This window comes from Thermococcus sp. MAR1 (assembly GCF_012027305.1).
In the GTDB taxonomy this organism is placed as follows: domain Archaea; phylum Methanobacteriota_B; class Thermococci; order Thermococcales; family Thermococcaceae; genus Thermococcus.
The window spans coordinates 630,929-650,021 of the sequence record NZ_SNUF01000001.1; the positions used below are offsets into that span (position 1 = coordinate 630,929).

General features: G+C 52.3%; 18 protein-coding genes and 1 pseudogene. 5 read left to right on the plus strand and 14 right to left on the minus strand.

The features are described 5' to 3' along the window. Positions 1 to 118: 118 nt before the first annotated feature. On the plus strand, positions 119 to 1,465 hold the full coding sequence (locus tag E3E25_RS03545; protein WP_167891839.1) for a sodium:proton antiporter: 1,347 nt from the start codon (positions 119 to 121) through the stop codon (positions 1,463 to 1,465). A 136-nt stretch (positions 1,466 to 1,601) separates the two neighbouring features. Beyond that, positions 1,602 to 2,300: a hypothetical protein gene (locus tag E3E25_RS03550; RefSeq protein WP_167891840.1), complete on the plus strand. Its 699-nt coding sequence runs from the start codon at positions 1,602 to 1,604 to the stop codon at positions 2,298 to 2,300. Positions 2,301 to 2,315: 15 nt separating this feature from the next. On the opposite strand, the pseudogene E3E25_RS03555 reads toward E3E25_RS03550, so the two are convergent. The 7 genes and pseudogenes from E3E25_RS03555 to E3E25_RS03585 form a co-directional block, all read right to left on the minus strand. Then, positions 2,316 to 3,617: pseudogene (locus tag E3E25_RS03555) on the minus strand (RNA-guided endonuclease InsQ/TnpB family protein); the annotation flags it as partial. Beyond that, positions 3,605 to 4,039: an IS200/IS605 family transposase gene (gene tnpA, locus E3E25_RS03560; protein ID WP_167891842.1), complete on the minus strand. Its 435-nt coding sequence runs from the start codon at positions 4,037 to 4,039 to the stop codon at positions 3,605 to 3,607. The gene tnpA and the pseudogene E3E25_RS03555, both read right to left, overlap by 13 nt. A 74-nt stretch (positions 4,040 to 4,113) precedes the next feature. Next, positions 4,114 to 4,977 (minus strand): agmatinase, encoded by an 864-nt coding sequence (gene speB, locus E3E25_RS03565; protein WP_167891843.1) that lies wholly within the window; start codon positions 4,975 to 4,977, stop codon positions 4,114 to 4,116. A gap of 65 nt (positions 4,978 to 5,042) precedes the next feature. Beyond that, positions 5,043 to 5,453 (minus strand): translation initiation factor IF-5A, encoded by a 411-nt coding sequence (locus E3E25_RS03570; protein WP_088180153.1) that lies wholly within the window; start codon positions 5,451 to 5,453, stop codon positions 5,043 to 5,045. Between the two features lie 74 nt (positions 5,454 to 5,527). Next, positions 5,528 to 6,907: a sodium-dependent transporter gene (locus E3E25_RS03575; protein WP_167891844.1), complete on the minus strand. Its 1,380-nt coding sequence runs from the start codon at positions 6,905 to 6,907 to the stop codon at positions 5,528 to 5,530. 104 nt (positions 6,908 to 7,011) lie between these two features. Next, positions 7,012 to 7,671 (minus strand): 16S rRNA methyltransferase, encoded by a 660-nt coding sequence (locus E3E25_RS03580; RefSeq protein WP_167891845.1) that lies wholly within the window; start codon positions 7,669 to 7,671, stop codon positions 7,012 to 7,014. Further along, the gene (locus tag E3E25_RS03585) at positions 7,637 to 8,737 is read right to left on the minus strand and encodes a saccharopine dehydrogenase family protein (protein ID WP_167891846.1); all 1,101 of its coding nucleotides are present in this window, start codon (positions 8,735 to 8,737) and stop codon (positions 7,637 to 7,639) included. The genes E3E25_RS03580 and E3E25_RS03585 overlap by 35 nt, the downstream gene beginning before the upstream one ends. Before the next feature lie 59 nt (positions 8,738 to 8,796). Here E3E25_RS03585 and E3E25_RS03590 point away from each other — a divergent pair, with 59 nt between their 5' ends. Continuing rightward, complete coding sequence (locus E3E25_RS03590) at positions 8,797 to 9,375, plus strand: metallophosphoesterase (protein ID WP_167891847.1); 579 nt, start codon at positions 8,797 to 8,799, stop codon at positions 9,373 to 9,375. Continuing rightward, positions 9,375 to 10,349, plus strand: a complete 975-nt coding sequence (locus tag E3E25_RS03595) for a hypothetical protein (protein WP_167891848.1) — start codon at positions 9,375 to 9,377, stop codon at positions 10,347 to 10,349. Before E3E25_RS03590 ends, E3E25_RS03595 begins: the two co-directional genes overlap by 1 nt. A gap of 12 nt (positions 10,350 to 10,361) precedes the next feature. Here the strand turns inward: E3E25_RS03595 and E3E25_RS03600 are convergent, their stop codons facing one another. From E3E25_RS03600 to E3E25_RS03615, 4 genes are all read right to left on the minus strand, one after another. Then, complete coding sequence (locus E3E25_RS03600) at positions 10,362 to 11,291, minus strand: RsmB/NOP family class I SAM-dependent RNA methyltransferase (protein WP_167891849.1); 930 nt, start codon at positions 11,289 to 11,291, stop codon at positions 10,362 to 10,364. Positions 11,292 to 11,505: 214 nt separating this feature from the next. Continuing rightward, positions 11,506 to 12,426 carry a hypothetical protein gene (locus tag E3E25_RS03605; RefSeq protein WP_167891850.1) on the minus strand — a complete coding sequence of 307 codons (921 nt, stop codon included), beginning with the start codon at positions 12,424 to 12,426 and terminating at the stop codon, positions 11,506 to 11,508. Next, positions 12,371 to 12,649 carry a hypothetical protein gene (locus tag E3E25_RS03610; RefSeq protein ID WP_167891851.1) on the minus strand — a complete coding sequence of 93 codons (279 nt, stop codon included), beginning with the start codon at positions 12,647 to 12,649 and terminating at the stop codon, positions 12,371 to 12,373. The genes E3E25_RS03605 and E3E25_RS03610 overlap by 56 nt, the downstream gene beginning before the upstream one ends. 55 nt (positions 12,650 to 12,704) lie before the next feature. Beyond that, on the minus strand, positions 12,705 to 13,991 hold the full coding sequence (locus E3E25_RS03615; protein ID WP_167891852.1) for an ATP-binding protein: 1,287 nt from the start codon (positions 13,989 to 13,991) through the stop codon (positions 12,705 to 12,707). Positions 13,992 to 14,137: 146 nt separating this feature from the next. On the opposite strand from E3E25_RS03615, the gene E3E25_RS03620 reads away from it, so the two are divergent. After that, a complete protein-coding gene (locus E3E25_RS03620) occupies positions 14,138 to 15,460 on the plus strand; it encodes an ATP-binding protein (protein ID WP_167891853.1) in 1,323 nt (440 codons plus the stop codon). Here the strand turns inward: E3E25_RS03620 and E3E25_RS03625 are convergent. The 3 genes from E3E25_RS03625 to argF all read right to left on the minus strand — a co-directional run bounded on the left by E3E25_RS03625 (position 15,457) and on the right by argF (position 19,032). Next, positions 15,457 to 16,578, minus strand: coding sequence for a hypothetical protein (locus E3E25_RS03625; protein ID WP_167891854.1), 1,122 nt, complete (start codon positions 16,576 to 16,578; stop codon positions 15,457 to 15,459). The genes E3E25_RS03620 and E3E25_RS03625 overlap by 4 nt on opposite strands. Before the next feature lie 67 nt (positions 16,579 to 16,645). Beyond that, complete coding sequence (locus E3E25_RS03630; protein WP_167891855.1) at positions 16,646 to 18,013, minus strand: ATP-binding protein; 1,368 nt, start codon at positions 18,011 to 18,013, stop codon at positions 16,646 to 16,648. A 71-nt stretch (positions 18,014 to 18,084) separates the two neighbouring features. After that, positions 18,085 to 19,032 (minus strand): ornithine carbamoyltransferase, encoded by a 948-nt coding sequence (gene argF / locus E3E25_RS03635; protein ID WP_167892652.1) that lies wholly within the window; start codon positions 19,030 to 19,032, stop codon positions 18,085 to 18,087. Positions 19,033 to 19,093 lie beyond the last annotated feature (61 nt).

Consider the following 19,093-nt stretch of genomic DNA (forward strand, 5'->3'; position numbering starts at 1 on the left):
TTTGTGGGCTGAACGCGACACCGGGGCAACGTTTAGAACATTGTACCAATAAGGATAACAAAAGAAGCCCTCGGCATGCTTATTAACCTTGAGGGCAAACTCAATTGGAGGAATAGCAATGTCTGTAACGGGTGCATCGAATGTCCTGGTTCCAACCGTTGATCTGATGGTCTATGTATTCTTCGTCGTTCTAGCCGTGGGGCTGGTTTCCCTTCTCGTGAGCAAGAGGTTTAACGTGTCATACATTCCCCTCTTCATGTTCCTCGGCATACTAGTCGGTCCTGTTCTTGGTCTCTTGAACAGGGGGCTCGCCAACGAGCTGTTCAACTACGTTCGTGTCTTTGGCCTGGTGATGATACTCTTCACGGAGGGCCACACACTCAGCTGGAAGATGTTGAAGAGAAACTCAAAGACGATACTGACCCTGGATACCTTGGGACTCCTCATCACCGCGCTCATCATCGGCGGAATCTTCTCGTGGCTCTTCCATGTACCATTCATCGTCGGGTTCCTCTTCGGGGCGATCGTAGCCGCCACTGACCCTGCAACCCTCATCCCGCTGTTCAGACAGTACCGTGTCCGCGAAGACATCGAGACCATAATCGTGACTGAGTCAATCTTCAACGATCCCCTCGGCATAGTCCTCACATCCGTTGCAGTTGCGATGCTGGTTCCAGAGGCGTCCAGCGCAAGGTTTCTGGAGACCATAGCGGGCTATATCGGCCTCTACCCAGCGGCCGTCGTTTTCTTCCTGTACCAGATGGGTGCATCGATACTGATCGGAATCGTCCTCGGAGTCGTTGGATATGGCATTCTTAAACGGACCGAGGTGGAGGACTTTCCTGAGATAGTAATATTTTCCCTCGTGATGGCATTTGGGGGTTTTCTCCTGGGAGAGCTGGTTCAGGCCTCTGGCTATCTGGTGGTGACGGTTACGGGCATAGTTCTGGGCAACCACAAGGTTTTCTTCAGGGATGACATTCCCGTGGTCAAGAGGGTTATGAGGGCGGTTGAGAGGGAGGTTCACTTCAACGAGAGCCTTTCGGCAATATTCACGATATTCATCTTCACCCTCTTAGGAGCGAGCCTGAACCCGGAGATAATAAAGGGCCACATCGTGCAGGGCGTTATCATAGCGTTCGTCCTGATGCTGGTAGCCAGGCCAATGGCTTCACTCCCGATACTGAAATGGCGCCCCTTCAAGGAGTACCTCTTCATATCGCTTGAGGGCCCGAGAGGTGTAGTTCCTGCGGCCCTGGCCAGCCTCCCTCTGACGCTCGGAATTACGTACAACAACCCTGACCTGATTCAGTGGGGAGAAATAATCCTCAGCGTCACCATAATCACCGTTCTTGTTACGGTTCTCGTGGAGACCCTCTGGGTTCCGGTACTCAGAAGAGAACTGCTCGAGGTGAGGAGCATCGAGAGGGAGATGAAGCGGGCTGGTTACAAACCTCCTTCTTAGGTCTCCCTTCAACACTTACCACCAAAATGGTTCTTGTTTAGGCTCTTTTTAGTTCGGATATGGTCTATTTTTGGCCGGCAAGTATATAAAGCCCGACGGATTATGAAATTCCGTGGGGTGGACTTTGGTGGTTTGAATGCGGGCGTGGGAGAAAGGAGTGATAATGGGTGCCAGGGTCATCGTTTTTCTTGGCCTGATCAGCGCTCTAAGTTACGGAAAAACGGATCAAATCTATGCCGCCGCGACTGGCTTCGTCTCACTCTTTGTACCCAGCTTTGTCAGATGGGTTTATCCCAAGCCAAGCCGAAAGATATGGCCATGGGTAAGCCCCTTCTACAACGACGGCATCTATACCCTCTTTTCCATATTCATGGCCGCCCATATAACGTTTCTCAACGTCCCTTTTCTCCATCTTGACCTCTACAACCAGTTCTGGAAGGCCGCAGATATACCCAGTCACTACCTGGGAGGTCTTGTCACGTGGGTTATATTCAACGAGGTGGTCTTGGAATCGTCGAGGACGTACAACCTCCAGTGGAGCTCGCTGAAAATTGTGTCCATAAGCCTGTTTGCCCTTGTTTTAGTGGGCGTCTTGTGGGAGCTCATGGAGGTTGCCCTCCAGCCAGAGATGCCTTGGCTTCACGAGAGTCTAAGGAACAAGGCCCAAGATGTTGTCATGGAGATTCTCGGATTCGTGACAGGAATACTGTTGGTTGGCAGGAGGGAGTACCCGTACTCCATGAAGAAGCCCCTAGAGAATGCCCCCTTGGGGTTTGGTGAGGCTTCCGTTGATGCACTCTCCCAGCCAGAACAGCCGACCTCCTCCTCGCCCTGACACCGGGGAACCCCCTTAACCTAAAGGCGGGGAGGTTTGAGGGGTTCTCATCAGTGCAACCCTTAAAATGGGTTCTTCGAACCCCTCTGGCCCGGTCTTAGGCCAGTTACCCCTACCCACCGTCAAGCCCGGCAGGCTCGGGGTTATGGTTTTTATTGCCTTCTTCAAAATGTTGAAGGCACCAACCAAGTCTGCATTGAAAACAAGCCCCGTTGCGGGACACTTAAACAATCCACGAACAAAGCGAGCCCCATCGTGGGGCTTCCCGCAAACGGGACAAGTTTTCGAAGTAAAAGCCTCATTCACGACTTCAACAACAATACCATACTCCTCAGCAACCTCGGTTAAGCGCTTGATGACAGTATTGAACCGCCACACGTGAGAGAGGAGGAAATTCTGCTTTTTGCCCTTCTCAGAGTTTCTACTGATGCCCTTGAGATAACCGACGACAATCTTAGAAACACCCAAATTGTAAAGCCTTCTAACCGTTTGCCTGACTGCAGTGTTAATGTAATGCCTGGCCTGAAGCTTGGCCTTCTCGTGCATTCTTTTTAACTTCTTGCTCGTTTTGGCTCCAGACTTGTTGAGTTTCGACTGGTAATCGGCAATCTTCTTCCTCCAGTAAAAATCAATGCTCTTCAACGGCCTTCCGTTCACGAGGAAGCTTTCGCCGTTTTCAACGTAAACAGCCATCAAATTGTTCACTCCCAAGTCAATTCCCGCGGAGAGACTTCCTTTAGGAGTTTTCGGGAGTGGAACCCATTCTCCACCTTCGAGTTTTTCCTCTACCGTGAGGCTTAGATGAGCATACCACTTCCGCTTTACCGAGTCGTAAGTGATTTCTAAGCGTCCTTGCTTGCCCTTCAAGTGTATTCTACCCTTGAACTGGATTTCAAGGCGTTTGAATTTACCAAGGCCTTTGAGAATGAGCTTGTTTCCATCAATTGTGTATTGGTCGTTCCTGAGGACGATTAAGGGTTTTCTCTTTCCATATTCTTTGAGGTAGTTTGGTGGTTTCGGTTTTAGCCAAGAGGGGAGTTCATCGTTCCGCTTCTTCCGAAGGAAGGAGAAGAATGAACGCCACGCTTCTGCGTTCTTCCGGCAGATTTGTTGGACGGTAGCAGAACCAATTTCCCGCTTGAACTCTTCATAAACTGTCTTTTCAGTTTTATTAAAGTCCACGATTTTGTCCTCGAAGAATTGTTGTCTTCTCAAATAATTTACCCGGTTCCAGACTTTTGCTCCTAAGTCTGCTAACTCGGAGAGTGTTTTTGCCTGCTCCTTGCTCGGCTGGAGTTTAACCGTTACCGCCCTTTTCGTTTTAACTCACGCTCCCATTGGGTTTCAACGTAGTGCTTAACAATCTCGTCCGTCACGTAGCCAACTGTAGTGACAAAATAGGAGCGTGACCATAAGCGACCGTTGGTTGTCTTTGTTCTTAATTCTGGAAATTCTTGGAGGAGTTTTCTTGCTGTCTTGCCCTTCAGGTGGTTAATTATTTTGGCTGGTGAAAGGTTTGGCTTTGCCCTGAGGAAAACGTGAACGTGGTCGGGCATTACTTCTAGGGCAATAACCTCACAGTCGATTTCCTCGGCGTACTCTTTGAGCATTTGTTTGAGCCTTTCGGCGACTTCTCCAGTGAGAATGTCCCTCCGGTATTTCGGTATCCAGGCGAAGTGATAGGCTAAGTAGTGTTTTACGTGTCTTGTTCTTGAGAAAATTGGGATTTCTTGCTTCATTGTGAACCCCTTAATGTATGATCTACGTTATGGCTTAAATATTTTGTGCTTTCCGGTTTAAAGGAATAAAACCTTCAGTACACCCTTCCAGCGGCACCTATGAAGTAAAATAGAAGCTTCGCCGCGGTTAGGGCGGTTATATCCCCGAGTTCGCTTCCAGCCACTTCCATTATATCAAAACCGGCTATCCTCTTGTTCTCCACGAGCCACTCAACGGCCTCGATAACGTCCCAGAACCCTAAACCACCGGCCTCAGGAGTCCCCGTTGAGGGAACCAGTGAGAGGTCAAACGCGTCTATGTCAACCGAGAGGTAGATAGGCTCCGGGAGAGGCTTCACCAGCTCAACGAATGCATCAAAGTCGTAGTCCCTCGCGTGCACCCACGCTATACCCTCCCTCTCCGCGTACTCGACTTCCTCCCTCGTACCGCTCCGTATTCCAAACATGGCTTCCCTGACTCCCAGTTCGCTTATTCTCCTCCCCACACAGGCGTGGTTGTAGGGGTTGTCCTCGTAACTCTCGCGCAGGTCGAGGTGGGCATCGAAGACGACGTAGCTTTTTGGGTTGAGCGCCTCAACCGCACCCAGTGTCTGGGAGTGCTCGCCGCCCAGGAGTATCGGGATAACGTCGGGATTGACGCGCTTGAGCTCCTTGATGGTCTCCCTCACTCTGTCCGCGGTCTTCCTAGGGTCGCCGGCGACAACGGCAACGTCCCCTATGTCCGCTATAGGGAGTTCTGCTATGTCAACGCCGTAGTCAATGATGTAGCTCTCTAGGTTGAGCGTTGCGTGCCTGATGAGGGTCGGCCCGAACCTCGCGCCGGGCTTGAAGCTGGTCGTTCCATCGAAGGGAATTCCCATGATTGCAAACCGTGCTTCCTCCGGCTCAACGAGAGGGAACTCCAGCTTGAGTGTCTCGTAGGTGTACAGGAAGTCCATAGTCGCACCTCCGCTGAGAATTGGAGCGTCCTCTTAAAAGGTTGCGGGAAATAGAAGAGAAAAGCTCACTCGCCCTTGAGCTTCATTATCTTGATCCTGCCGAGGGTCTCCCAGTACTCGACGTTTATTCCTTCCTTGAGCTGGTCCTTGATCTCGTCGGCGACGCCGCCCTCGATCGGGACATCGTAGAGCTCGTAGGTCTCCATGTCCATAATCTGGACGGTGTCAGGGGTCATGGCGATGATCTGGGCAGTTCTCTTGTCAATGATCGGAACGTCAACCTCGGCGCTGGTGGGCTTGACGATGCTCCTGACCTTGCCGTCGAAGATTCCAACGGCCTCGATCCTGGCCTTGGCGGAGCCGTGCTTGCCAGGCGAGGAAACGGTTATGTTGCCTATCCTGCAGGGCTCGCCGTCGATAAGGATGTACCTTCCCGGCTTGAGCTTGCTAACCTGAACCTTGGTCTTGTCTCCCATTTTTCAGACCTCCCATAAGCGTTCTAAAACCGATTGGGAAGGGTCTTTAAAAAATTTTTGAAAATGGAAAAAGTTCAGCGGCGGGTCTTCATCAGCATGCTGTTCATGAGCACCGGCACGAAGAGGACGAGACCGAGCAGTGCCCCGATCTTGATCGGTGTTCCTGGGGCCCTGAAGGTGAAGTAGAGGCTCACAATGCCCGCCAGGAAGAGCAATACGATTATGCTCCCAACGATCCCTTTGTTGTGTGCAAGCTCTCCCGAGAGGAGCGGGTAGGCCTCCACCGCCGCTATGAGGGCACCGACGCTGAAGGGGACAACGACGAACATGGTTCTGATGTCGCTTACGACCATTGTTGCGGAGAGCACAAGGCCGAGGAATGCCACCAGCGTCAGGCTCTTGCTCCTCCCGAGCTGCATGACCTCGGAGAGTATCTGACTGCCCATCTCGATGAGGACTATGATGGTGGTCAATCCGGCGAAGTAGAGCGACAGCATGAGCAGGTATATCAACCTGTCGGCGTTGGCGATATTGCCCCTGAGCACGTAGGGAATCGAGTAGAACACTTCAATCGAGTCCATCGGGCTCTTCTCACTATTGGTAGCGTACTCCTTGAGGTTCTGGAAGCCGAGGTAGAGCTTCATGGACTCCTCCGCGGGGATATTGGGGTTGTGGAATGCCTTTCCGAATCCCTGATATGCCGCGCCGAGGGAATAGGCGACGGTGAAAGCTGCCGCGAAGCTGAGTATTATCTGGAGGACGAAAACAGCAGCGAGAACCTTTTTGAGGTCAAGTTCCTCCGGGGTGAAGCTCCCGACCACGTAGTAAACGCCCGCACCGAGTCCAAAGGAAACCAGGACCGATATGAGCATGTAGAGGATTCCCTTGATGGAAAGCGGCTGGTCGAAGGAAGTTATCGCCGAAACTGCGTTGTTCATGTAGTGGACGGCCTGCGGCGCGGTAACGGCACTGAGGGCCTGGTTTCTGACTATGATGGCTGAGAGGATTGCGAAGAGCACGAAGAGCACCGAGAGCACCGAGATAACCTCGAGGGTCTTGCCCTTGGCGAGTAGGAGAAGGATCACAGAGAGGAGTATTGTTCCAAAGGCGATGGCCGGGACGTACTTGGGCCCGATGCCAAAGATGTATATGAGACTGTACGAGGAGTAGTAGGTTGTTATTCCTAGGATCACGAGCAGGAACATGATAAGCACGAATATCAGCGCCGGGGTGCGCGATATCTTGAAGAACAGCTCGTATATCAGGTATCTGGTGCGTTTGGTGCTCTCCGCCTCACTGTATATCAGGAACAGCGCTACGAGCATCGGTATCAGCGATATCAGGAATCCCTTCAGTCCGAAGTTTATATAGTACTTGGGCAGAACCAGGAAGTTCCAGATTCCGAGGATATACCCGGTTATCAAAAACGCCATCAGGAAGCTTATTTTTCTCATCGATTCACACCCCCTGGATGTTCAGCAGGCGTTGTATCCGGACGAAATCCGGGGAAAATAAAGGAGAACCAATATAAAAACATTGTGTAATCTTTCTACTCAATTTAGAGGCTCCAATGCTCAAAATTGACGATTATCTCGTTCACAACTGTCCATGCCATCAACGGTTCTTTGTAAAGACTTATTTTCTTCCCAGGAATTTTGCTTCTGAAGTCGCCGTGAGGAAAGCCCCCGACAACTACGAGTGGGTTTTGGAGCCCTGAGAGGACTTTCCCGAAATTCCCCGGCTTTATGCTCTCCCCATCTTCATGCATCACGAATACCCCGTCGGGGTTTAACTCCTCCACGAGCTCACCGAGGGATTTCTCCTCAATGCGGAGCAGTTCCAGGTCCCTCGGAACCGCACGGTTCTTGAAGAGGCTCTCCATCAGGCCAATGAAGCGGTTGTAGTTCCTCGGAATCCGGGTTTCTGGCTTAATGTATATCACCTCGTCGTTCCTCGTGTGGACGTAAACCCTCAGCAGGTTTTCTTTGTTGGCTATGCTCTCAAGGGCGTTGAGGAGGCAGACGTGGACTATATCCGGCCTTCCCCGTCTCTCCCCGTCCGGGAGCTTTTTGATGGCCGAGTGGTGGTAGGTTGCATCGAGGAGGATTTCCTCGGGCTTTTTGCCCCTGCGCTTTGCGTGGTTAACTATCGCGGGATGATCCACTATGCTTTTGGGCGCCAGCTCAAGTTCGGCCTCGGCTATCACCAGGTGGAGCATTCTCCCACCTCTCGATCTTTATTCCCCTTTCGGCGAGCTCCTCGGTTATGCGCGTGAAGGTGTCTATCCTCATCCCAAGTATCTCAGGGGGAATAACCCCAAAGATGCAGCCCTTCTCGGCCACGAGGCGCGCTATTATCGCCGCGGTGAACCCAGTGACGCGGGCCATCGAGGTGAAGCCCTCTTTCTCCTCGTCGTACAGGAGGTAGCCTATCTCCTTCTCCTCTCCGTCCAGCGTTCCCCTTCCGACCACCTGCATTATCGAGAAGTCCGGACTCTCGTAGGTCATGAGGGGCGCTATAACGTCGAGCGTATTGTCAACGTGCTCGGGTTTAAAGAAGCCGAGCTCCCTCAGGACCTTCATCTTCTCCAGGTGGCCCGGCCAGCGGAGCGTCCACTCCTCAAGCTTCTCCGCCCTAACGCTCTCCAATAAAGAGCGCAGGCCATCGCTCACGAAGGCCTCGAACTCGAAGTCCCCCACGGTTATCTCCCGGATTTCCTCGAAGGGGTCAACGGAGGTAACCTCGCCGTCCCTTATCACGCGCGCCGGCCTCGTGTATTCCTCAATTAAATCTTTAGGTGACCATGTAATTCTGTAATAGAGTGGTGGCCTCGGCTCCTTCGGAAGGCCGCCAACGTAGATGTAGCCCTCCCTCAGCTCGTCAATCTCGTTCCATATCCTGCCCATCAGGATGTGGCTCAGTCCAGGAGCAAAGCCCGCATCAAAGATGACCGTCACCTGGACCTTCTCGGCTTCATCTCGAAGTTCCAGCGGGTTCTCCGGCATGAAGGAAACATCCACCATGTCAACGCCAGCCTTTATTGCGGCCCTAACCGACTGATAGCCGAACCTCCCTGGCAGGGCACCCACTACAAGCTCGAAGCCCTTCATAACCTCAACGAGGGAATCAAAGCTGGACGCGTCAACTTTCAGAGGCGTGGCGAATTCGGAGACAGCTTTCAGCCTCTCCTCACTGACGTCTCCCACGTGAACGTCGAACTCGTCCCTCAAATCCCAGGCTATAGCTTTCCCAACGTTTCCGGCACCGAGAACTAGAACCTTCATATCAACACCCCATGGGAGTTGTGGGAAGGTATATATAAGCCCTGCTCCTAGTCTCTCCAATGCCGTTTAAACTGCCTATCTTTCGGAAAAGGGTCCTTGAAGTGCTCGCTTCCTCCGATGAGACCAAGGTCATGCACGTAAGCGACACTCCCGAGAGTGTCTACCGCTTCATCGGCGAGCTCATAGAAAAAACCCGACCCGATTACGTCATCCATACCGGCGACCTGGCCGACAACGTAAAGCTGGAGAGACGGCCCGAGCTCAGACCCCGCTACCAGGGCGCAATAAGGAAGCTCGCCCATATCCTCAAGGGCTACGGGGTGAAACTCTACGTCGTTCCGGGAAACGAGGACGACCAGGAGCTGGTCAGGGAGTTCTTTGGGAAGGCCGTTGTCGATCCCGGGACGGTCGTGGAGATAGGGGGGAAGAGGTTCGCCCTCGGCCACACCTGGAGGGACGTCCTTGAGCTCGATGCGGATTTTAAGCTCTATGGCCATAACTTCAAGCTCATCGAGAGGGGCCTAAATGGCGTTCTCGGCGTTAACTTCGTCCTTCTGCCGAGCGGGAAGACCTACCGCGTTAAGTATCCCGGGGGGACTGATTTCGATAGGGGTTATAAGCTGTGGAGGGGTATGTGATGAAGGTTCTCCGGTTTGGTCCGTCCATAATCTTCCTCCGAACGCCCAGGGGGGAGGCCGTCAAAGCGGCAATCTCCCAGGTCTTTGGTGTTGAGGAGATGCCTACCGATGAGGCCATAAGGAACAGCAGCGAGTTCGAGACGATAGTCTTCGTCACCGATGAGTGGGAGAAGGAAACCATCCCGCCCGAAACGGCATTCCTTTTGAGCTGTCACGCACCGGTCGTTCTGAGCACCGTCGTGAACAGAAAGCTCCCGGTGGAAAAGGTCCACGTGGAGAGCACGCTGATCCTCATGAGGGTTCCGGACAGGGTTCAGGAGGGGCTTGAACTTCTCGCCCAGAAGTACGGTGGGGAGATCATGGACATACGAACCGCCTTCGACGAGGGTGAAGCGGGGGACACGATAATAGGCGTGACGAGGAGAAAACTCAACTCCCCTATCGGACCCGAAGAGATCGAAGGAGCAGTTCTTATACACAGGGATTTTCTCAACGTCTACCGTGAGCTGAGCATCGACGCCCCAATACTCCTCCTCCGGCTGATGCCCGAGTGGAAGGAAATTACCATCAAAATCTACGATACGGAAAAGCACTACGATGAGAACATAGAGAGGCTGATGATGGTCATAGAAGACCTCGACCTCGGCTTCGTCGTTGGCGAGGGCTGGGACTGGGACTACCCGAGGCCGTTCATGCGCGTTCCGGTTTACAAGCTCAAGCTCCTGACGTGGGAAGACCCGGTGCGCGTTAAGTTCCTGCTGAAGGGCATCGAGTACGTCGGCTACAAGAGGCTCTGCGACATCGACGTCTTCGTAGAGGGCAAGAAGATTCACTGGACCGCCCTCGGGAAGTACGATTCCAAGTTCGAGCTGGCCAAAAAAGCTCGGGAAGAGCTGGCGAAGAACCTCAGCGGGGACGTTTTGAAGAGGCTTAGGGAACTCGAAGAGAGGCTTGCGGCAGAATCGAAGGAATGATCTGGAGGCCAATCAAAGCTTTTTAATCTTTGCCACGAAGAAGCCGCTCGTGCCGTGCTTGTCGGGGTAGAAGCGCCTCGCCTTTCTTATCTCATCGCTCAGCTCGACTCCAAAGGGCATCGTTAGAGCCGGCTCGCCGTAGCGAAGGGGCAAAAGCTCAACGTCGAAGTTATCAAGAACCCACTGGATCACGAACTCGTTCTCCTCTGGCTCAAGGGAGCAGGTGGAGTAGACGAGGGTTCCACCCCTTTTGAGCACGCTTAGGCCCTTCTCAATGAGCCTCATCTGCAGTCCCTGGCAGAACTTTACATCCTCCATCGTTCTGTTGGACTTCCGCTCCGGGTTCTTGTGTATCGTCCCCGAACCAGTACAGGGGGCATCGAGGAGTATTCTGTCGAACTCGACGCCGAGTTCATCTATGTGGAGCGACGATTTGTGGAAGAGCACCGTATTTGTGACTCCAAGCCTTGAGAGGTTCAGGCGGGTTTCCCTCAGCCTATCTTCGCCAACGTCGAAGGCGTAGATGATGCCCTCGTTCTCCATCAGCTGGGCGAGGTAAGAAGCTTTACCTCCCGGTGCCGCCGCCATGTCGGCAACGACCTCGCCGGGCTTCGGTTCGAGTGCCACCGGTGGATACATCGAGCTGGCCTCCTGAATGTAGAGGAGACCGCTGAGGTACTCGGGCGTTGAGGTTATCGAGAAGGGTTCCCTCGTCAGGCAGAAGCCCTCCCTCGCCCAGTGAATCCTCTTAAACTGAAAGCCCTTCTTGTTGAGGAGTTTGGTGAGCCTTGGAACTTCGATGCGAAGGGTATTTATGCGGAAGCACCTCGGCAGGGGCTTTTCCATCGCCTCGGCTATGCTTAAAGCCCTCTCGCCCCAGAGTTCATAATAGCGCTCCGCGAAGGTCTTCGAGTAGCCGAGGGAAAACAACTTTTCCAGCATGGTGGGGAGTTGGGGGAGGGGTTTAAAAGGTTCTTTGTTTTGTGAAAGCATACTTTCACAAAACGCCCATTTTATGAAAGTGCACTTTCATAAATTGTACCGTTTATGAAAGCCTGCTTTCATAAAATGGGCGTTTTGTGGGGATGCGCTCTCATAAAACGGCACTTCCTGAGGGCTCAGATATAGTGAAGGGCTGTGGAGAAGGCGGGAAAACTCAGAGGTGCCTTAAGGCTTTCTCCGCTTTTTCGAACTTCCCTTCCTTTATGTAGGACAGCGCAAGGTAGTACATGCCGAGTCTGCAGAGGTCTTCCAACGTGGGGTTTTCGAGCTCTATGATGTCCGTAATCTTCCTCTTGAAGTCCATCATGGCGTTGTTTACCGCCTCTTCGCTGTAGTTAAGGAGCTTCAGGGCCTGGAGCATGGAAAGGACTTCAAGCTTCGCACTGGGGAGGTCTGTGGATGTTCCAATAGTTCTTTCCTTCGTCTGTATTCTCTCAACTGGCTGTGCCCTCTTCTGAGCAATGGTCGGTTCCGGTTGCTTCAGTTTAACACCAGCGAATTCTTGGAGTATTTTCAGGTACTCCTCGAACTCTTCCCACTTCTTTACTTCCTCGCTCGTTACAGTGGTTATTGGGTTGCCCCATTCATCGAAGCCGCCCCACCCGCTAACGAACTTGTCGTGTATCTTCATAGCAAGCGGATATACCCTATCAATCATTTTGTCGATCTCCTCCTCGTATGTTCTTACCCCTACATCTCTGAGTGCTACCCGCAGCCAACTCACAAACTCGTTCCTTTTCTTGGGGTCCTGGAGAACCTCTTCCAGCGGTGGGAGGAGGAAACCATCTTTTAGATCGTCTACTCTTTCCGGTTTTAAACTTGCGTTATGTAAATATGCCTTCGTGTCCGCGATCTTCACCCTGCTCAACGCTTCCTTTAGTGCCTTTATAAATTTTTCCCTGTAATCGAGATCACGTATCTTCCCAAACCCGTACTTTGCAATTATTGGCGTTACTAGCAGGTGGAGGAAGGTCGACCACTTCCCTGCTTCGTAGAACCCTCCCTTCATTCGCTCGTAGTCAGACGGCTCGTGCAGTTTTGGGTTCTTCACCACAGGGATGGGAGGATCTACCATCTCTGACCTGTGTGTGTGTTAGGGCAGCATCTATGGAAATCCGCCCATCGAGATCCAGATCTAAACTCTCCTTTATTGCCTTTGCTAGTATTTTCGAACCTATTATGTCTGAAAAAGCTGGTTTATACTCCACATACTTCAGTTTTTTCTTCTCCTTTCCGAACCACCCCTTCGGCACCTCGTACTCAAATTCTCCCCATCCCATCTCTGCTATAGGCGCCATTTTTCACCCCTCACAGACTGTAGGTTAAAAACATATAAAACGGTTGTCTGCCGGCTCAGGTGGAACCCATTAAAAACCTCCACAGGGGTATCATATCTATGATAATGCCCTTCCCTTTTACCCTGCCCGCCACGTCCCACGTAATCAGCAGGGCGTTTTTAAAGCCGAATTCTCTCGAAGCTTTTCTGAGAGCGTTCACCTCACGCTTAAACGTTTCTTCTCCGCTGATATCGTAGCTCACCTGGATCAGCGTCTCCTCTTCAGGCAGGACGAAATCAACCTCCCAGTTCTTCCCGAGGGCATAATTAACTTCCTTTCTCCTCCGGAGGAGCTCGATGAAAACGGCGTTTTCCATAAGCCTCCCCATGTTCTCGCTGAACTTCACGCTCAGAAACGTCAAAAAGGACGTATCAACGAAGTATATCTTTCTGGGGTGCTGCATCCTGAGCCTCACCTTGGGGGAATACACCTCAAGGGGAAATGCAAAGTAGCACTCCTCAAGGTACCTCATGTAGCTGGCGAGCGTTGATTTGGATATTGAGTAGCCCATGCTCCTCATTGTTTTGGCGGTTTTACTCAGGCTTACGTACTCGGAGTTAAGGAGAAGTCGGATGAAGGTTCTGAGCTCTTCCGGATTCCTGATTGAGTACCTCTCCACGACATCGAGGGCTATTACCGTGTTGAAGTAGTCCCGGACGATTAACCCCTTGACCCTCACGTCGCTGGTCAGAACGACCTCCGGAAAGCCTCCATAGAGGAGGTACTCCCTCAGCAGGTTGAGCAAGGCTGGCTTTTTTGGGCTGAAATCTAAATTCTCCGGCACCTCAAAACCATTGAACCTCAGGAACTCCCGGAAGCTCAGGGGAAAAACCTCGAACGTCAGAGCCCTGCCCCTGAGTGAGGTGGGGATTTCTCTGCTGGAGAGCTTTGAGGATGAGCCGCTTAAGAAAAGCCTCACGTCTCTCCTCGAATCATGGACTCTCCTCACCCACGAGTCCCAGCCCGGAATGTTCTGTATCTCGTCCAGAAAGAGGTACAGCCTGTCCTTTTTCCCGTAGAGCTCCTCTATCGTTGGTATGAGCTCCGTTAGAGTTTCGGTTCTCTTTTCGAGCCTTTCATCTTCAAAGTTGATGTAGAATATTTCCTCCCTTGGAGCTTTTTTTGACAGCTCGTTGATGAGCTGGAACATCAGGTACGTTTTGCCTGACCTCCGACAGCCGGCAAAGGTTACAACCTTTTTCGGTTTATCCGGTATCAGGGAGACATCAAAGTCCCTCTCGACGAGCTCGGGCGTCCAGGTTTCCTGCCACTCCACCAAAACCTTGGCCAAATCCTCCCTCATGGGTACCAGTACTCCCTCATCATTTATAAATCTTGTCCAATATACTGGACAGCCATTTATAAATTGCTGTTCTGCACGCTTGCCCTCATGGAAAATGCTGTAGAAAGATTATTATACTTTGCCAACATCATTTTAACGGTGGTCTCATGTTCGTGGACAGGGAACGGGAGCTGGAGTTCCTCGAAAGAAAGTGGAAGGAGAAGAGCGCCCAGCTCATAATCATCTACGGGCGAAGAAGGGTTGGAAAGACAATGCTCCTGAAGGAGTTCTTGAAGGATAAGGGGGGCGTTTACTTTTTGGCCACCGCTGACTCAATGGGTGAGAACGTTAAAGGACTGGCTGAAAAGTTCGCGGAGCTGACGGGGAGGGAATACTTCAAGGAGGTAGAGGATTTTGGAAAGCTCTTCCGTTACCTTGCGGATGAGCTGAAAAACGAAAGGGTAGCCGTAGTTCTGGACGAGTTCCAGTATCTCATGAGCCTTAAACCAGGGATTCTGAGCGTTCTCCAAAAGGTCTGGGACGAGCATCTCAGGGATACCGGGATTTTCCTTGTCCTCTGCGGCTCCTCCATCGGGATGATGGAGAGGGTTATGGAATACAGAAGCCCGCTTTATGGGCGAAGGACTGGGCAGTGGAAGGTAGAGCCCTTCGACATAAGGGCGATAGCGGAGATGCTTCCCGACAGGGGCATGGAGGAGCTTGTAAAAACCTATGCGGTCTTCGGCGGTGTTCCCTTCTACCTCGATATGGTGAAAGATTTGAGCGTGGAGGGGGCTATAAGGGAGAAGGTCTTGAAAAAGGGAGAAGTTCTCTACGAGGAGCCGGAGTTTCTCCTGAGAGAGGAGTTGAGGGAGCCGAGGGTTTACAAGCTCATCCTCAAGGGCATCTCCCTCGGGTACGAAACCCTCGGAGAGCTGGTTAATTTCACGGGACTTAACAGGGGAAACCTTTCAAGATACCTCGACACGCTTGAAAGGCTCGGCATAGTTGGCTACGAGCTTCCCTATGGAAAGAGAAAGAGGGGACGCTACTACATCAAGGACAACTTCTTCAACTTCTGGTTCCGCTTTGTCTATCCAAATCTGGCCGACTTGGAGCTGGGGCTGGTCGATGAGGTCTGGGTCAGGGTTGAGAAAGACCTTAACGCCTACTACGGAAGAATGTTTGAGAGACTGATAAGGGAAATGCTTAAGATGAAGATACTCGACTTCGGGCAGAGAAGGGTCGCAAGGTGGTGGCACAAAGGGGAGGAAATAGACGCAATCCTTGAGCTCGATGACGGCCTGTTATTCGTCGAGGTGAAGTGGGGCAGGCTGAGGAGACGGGAGGCAGAGAGGATTCTTGGAGATTTGGAAAAGAAGGCGGAGCGCTTTGGGGGCAAAAAGAGGTTCCTGCTCATCGCCAGGAAAATCGATGAAAAAGGGGAGGGCATGATGGACCTGGAAGACATTGAGGCGCTTGTGCGCTAAAGCCCCCTGAAGACGTCCTCAGCTTTTTCAAACTTCCCCTCCCTTATGTAGGACAGCGCGAGGTAGTACAGGCCGAGCCTGTAAACGTCCTCGGGCGTCGGATAATCGAGCTCCGTTATCTTCCTGATCTTCTTCTCAAGGTCTTTAACCGCGTTGTTCACGGCATCTTCGCCGTAGTTGAGGAGCTTTAGTGCCTGGAGCATCGTCAGGACGTCCACCGTCAGCGAGCCGCCGCTTTCCTTCCCGTCCTTCCCCTTCTTCCCCTGGACTGCCTTCGGGCGCTTCACTTTCCTTTTGGCTCCGGTGAAGTCTTCGAGGAACCTGATGAGCTCGTGGTATGCGGGGTGCTTCATGACGCCCTTTTCGCTGGGGCTTGCCTGCATGATCTCCTTGAAACTCTCCTTGTCTGCAAATTTCTTCACGATCTCGTAGGATTTTTTTAATGCGTAGGCGATGTCCTCCTTCGGTATGAGGATCTTGTATGCGTGGTAGAACTCGTTTTTTAATGCCTCCGCAAGTTTTTCCACGTTTTCCTCGTTCTCGAAGAGTTCGTCCGGCTCCGGTATGACGTATGCATTCGGCTCCGGACGTCTTTTGATATGTCTTGCCGCTTCTTCGTCATTCACGTCGCCGGGTATTGCGTGCACCTTCTTCTTCGCCACCTTCGTGAGCGCCCGCCCCGTGACGTGGTGCGGGTCTGGATCGTGCACGAACCTGCCGAATATGCCGGTTTCCCTGTGCTTATACGTGGCGGCGAACGTGGCAAGCCCGATCGTTGCCCTCAGCAGTTCCAGTTTCCTGTGGTAGTCCCATATCCTCCACGGCGGTATGTCTTCGCCCCCCTCGAGCACGAGATATACGCGCCTGTACTCATTCCTATTCGTTTTTTCCCTTATCGCGTGTTCCCACCAGTGTGTGTGTGTTATGGCAGTAATTGTGCCGCTCGGTAGGTCCAGGCCCCGGACGGCAGCCACCGCGATTCCATCACTCATTCTTTTGTATTTGCTTTCCGGATCCCTCACCACCACGTACTCCGCTTCCCACTCCTTTACCGGCCCGAACAGCCCCTTCTTCTCCCTGATCTTTACCTTCCTCGGCTCCTTCTTCATCAGTCTCATGTCATTACCACCGACCCCGCTGGGCCCGTAAATGTTTCGGCCCAGAAGTATAAAACCGTTTCTTTTTTCAGGTTCCCTGAAAGTCCCTCAGGTCCCAAACCATCCAGCCGTCATCCATCAGCTCTTCCTTTCCTTCAACCTCCTTCGCCACGAGACCGTAGCCCTTCTCCCAGTCATCGAGACCGACAAGCCCGGCCTTCCGCTCCAGATCCTTCAGGATTTCTCTCGCCTCCCTCCCGCTAAGGTCTTTCCACTTCACTTCCACGAAGAGAACTTTTTTCTCCCTCTCATTCAGCGCCACAATGTCAATCTCCTCCCCTTTATGCCACCACCTTCCAATCCTCGTGAACCTGAAGGGTATCTTTTCAGCCCTGTTGAGCTCAACTAAGAACTGCCTCGCTATTTCCTCGAAAACGAAGCCAAGGTATTCATTAAACTTGGGCTTGATGTCTCCAACAACATCAAAGCCCATCTCGATCTCGCTTTTCCTCGGATAGACGAAGCGGAACCAGAAGTTGAAGAGCCTGTCGGTTATTTTGTAGATGCCCCTTCCCCGTCCCACGAGGGGCTTTTCCTCGCTTATGTATCCCATCTCCTCAAGGACGTTGAGGTACTTGCCGAGCGAGTTAAGGTCAACCTTAGCTCTGTCGGCTATCTGGCCGAAGCGGTTGTAGCCGAGTGCTATCGCCCTCAGTATGGAGAAGTACCTCGAAACATCCCTCAGCTCCTGTTTAAGAAGGTATTTTGGCTCATCATAGTATTTTGCACCCTTCGACAGCAGAAGAACTCTTAGATTGTCCCAGAAGTCAAGCTCTGGATTGTAATCAGCCCAGTACTGTGGGACTCCTCCAAAGACGGAATAGACGTGGACGGCCTCCTCGGTGCTTAGGGGGTGGAACTTCCTTACGTTGAAAAAGTCCATTTCCTCAACTTTCCACGCTCCGGTTCTTCTTCCGTATATCGGTGACTTTGCTGAAAGAACGCCCTCCATGAACGAAACCAGCGAACCGCAGAGTATCAGCATTATCTTTGTATTAGAGAGATGCATATCCCAGTACTTTTGAAGGACGCTGAGAAAGTCCCTTTGGGCTTTCGCTATATATTGAACCTCATCTATCACCACGACGAGCCTTTCAGAGCTTTTTCCCGCGAGATAAGTGAAGAAAGCCCTCCAGTTCTGAAGTGGATTCTCCCTGAGGAACGGGTCTTTGAAATACTCGGCGAGCCTTTCGGAGAAGTCGTCGAGGATGGTCTCGCTCTCCTCGGCGAGCAGATAGACCCCATCAACTTCGGAAAGGAACTTCTGAAGGATGTATGTTTTTCCTATCCTCCTCCGTCCGTAGAGGATTATCAGCTCGGGCCTTTCAGAGTGGTATCTTTCACGCAGGAACTCAAGCTCTGACTCCCGGTCAATAAACTTACTCACGAGTATCATACTTTAGAGTAAGTTTCTTTGTTTATAAGGGTTTCTTTGCTGAACTTCAAAACAGGAAAAATAGAATGGAATCAGACCTTTATCCCGCCCATGACAAGGGCCATAACAGCTTTCTGGGCGTGGAGCCTGTTCTCCGCTTCATCGAAGACGACGCTGTTCGGGGAGTCAACGACGTCGTCCGTAACTTCTTCACCGCGGTGGGCCGGGAGGCAGTGCATGAAGATGTAGTCCGGCTTGGCGTGCTTGACTAGTTCCTTGTTCACCTGGAACGGCTGGAATATCTTCCTCCTCTCCTCGGCCTCGGCCTCCTGACCCATTGACGCCCAGACGTCGGTGTAGATGACGTCCGCATCTTTAACCGCCTGAACCGGGTCGTGGAGGAGCTCGAAGCTGCCACCGCTCTCGGCCGCGTTCTGCTCTGCCCACTTGATGACCTTCTTGTCCGGCTCGTAGCCCTCTGGAGTTGCAACGACAACGTTCGCTCCAAGCTTGGTTCCGGCTATCATGAGTGAGTGTGCCACGTTGTTTCCATCTCCGACGTAGACGACCTTGAGGCCGGCTATGCGGCCCTTCTTCTCGAGAATGGTCTGGTAGTCCGCTAAAGCCTGGCACGGGTGAGAAAAGTCAGACAGACCGTTGATGACCGGGACGCTCGCGTACTTTGCTAGGTCCTCAACGTCCCTGTGGGCGTAAACCCTCGCCATTATCCCATCAACGTATCTGCTAAGAACCCTCGCCGTGTCTGCTATCGTCTCGCCCCTCCTCAGCTGTAGGTCGTTCGCGTTGAGGTAGAGGCCGTAGCCGCCGAGCTGGTATATGCCGACCTCGAAGGAAATCCTCGTCCTGGTGGAGGGCTTCTGGAAGATCATGGCCAGCGTCTTCCCCTCAAGGACGCGGTGCGGCTTTCCTATCTTGTTCCATATCTTCATCATCTCGGCGGTTTTGAGAATAGTTTCAATCTCCTCCCTCGTAAAGTCCTGAAGGCAGAGAACGTCCCTTCCAGCAAGGCTAACCACCATGTGCATCACCGATTAATGCTGGCGCTCCCTTTTAATAACCCTTTCGTCGGAAAAAATCGTA

Excerpts from the sequence above, each read along its gene's own strand:
- E3E25_RS03545 (WP_167891839.1), top strand. The coding sequence starts at position 119 with ATGTCTGTAACGGGTGCATCGAATGTCCTGGTTCCAACCGTTGATCTG.
- E3E25_RS03550 (WP_167891840.1), top strand. The coding sequence starts at position 1,602 with ATGCGGGCGTGGGAGAAAGGAGTGATAATGGGTGCCAGGGTCATCGTT.
- tnpA (WP_167891842.1), bottom strand. The coding sequence starts at position 4,039 with ATGAAGCAAGAAATCCCAATTTTCTCAAGAACAAGACACGTAAAACAC.
- speB (WP_167891843.1), bottom strand. The coding sequence starts at position 4,977 with ATGGACTTCCTGTACACCTACGAGACACTCAAGCTGGAGTTCCCTCTC.
- E3E25_RS03570 (WP_088180153.1), bottom strand. The coding sequence starts at position 5,453 with ATGGGAGACAAGACCAAGGTTCAGGTTAGCAAGCTCAAGCCGGGAAGG.
- E3E25_RS03575 (WP_167891844.1), bottom strand. The coding sequence starts at position 6,907 with ATGAGAAAAATAAGCTTCCTGATGGCGTTTTTGATAACCGGGTATATC.
- E3E25_RS03580 (WP_167891845.1), bottom strand. The coding sequence starts at position 7,671 with ATGCTCCACCTGGTGATAGCCGAGGCCGAACTTGAGCTGGCGCCCAAA.
- E3E25_RS03585 (WP_167891846.1), bottom strand. The coding sequence starts at position 8,737 with ATGAAGGTTCTAGTTCTCGGTGCCGGAAACGTTGGGAAAGCTATAGCC.
- E3E25_RS03590 (WP_167891847.1), top strand. The coding sequence starts at position 8,797 with ATGCCGTTTAAACTGCCTATCTTTCGGAAAAGGGTCCTTGAAGTGCTC.
- E3E25_RS03595 (WP_167891848.1), top strand. The coding sequence starts at position 9,375 with ATGAAGGTTCTCCGGTTTGGTCCGTCCATAATCTTCCTCCGAACGCCC.
- E3E25_RS03600 (WP_167891849.1), bottom strand. The coding sequence starts at position 11,291 with ATGCTGGAAAAGTTGTTTTCCCTCGGCTACTCGAAGACCTTCGCGGAG.
- E3E25_RS03605 (WP_167891850.1), bottom strand. The coding sequence starts at position 12,426 with ATGGTAGATCCTCCCATCCCTGTGGTGAAGAACCCAAAACTGCACGAG.
- E3E25_RS03610 (WP_167891851.1), bottom strand. The coding sequence starts at position 12,649 with ATGGCGCCTATAGCAGAGATGGGATGGGGAGAATTTGAGTACGAGGTG.
- E3E25_RS03615 (WP_167891852.1), bottom strand. The coding sequence starts at position 13,991 with ATGAGGGAGGATTTGGCCAAGGTTTTGGTGGAGTGGCAGGAAACCTGG.
- E3E25_RS03620 (WP_167891853.1), top strand. The coding sequence starts at position 14,138 with ATGTTCGTGGACAGGGAACGGGAGCTGGAGTTCCTCGAAAGAAAGTGG.
- E3E25_RS03625 (WP_167891854.1), bottom strand. The coding sequence starts at position 16,578 with ATGAGACTGATGAAGAAGGAGCCGAGGAAGGTAAAGATCAGGGAGAAG.
- E3E25_RS03630 (WP_167891855.1), bottom strand. The coding sequence starts at position 18,013 with ATGATACTCGTGAGTAAGTTTATTGACCGGGAGTCAGAGCTTGAGTTC.
- argF (WP_167892652.1), bottom strand. The coding sequence starts at position 19,032 with ATGGTGGTTAGCCTTGCTGGAAGGGACGTTCTCTGCCTTCAGGACTTT.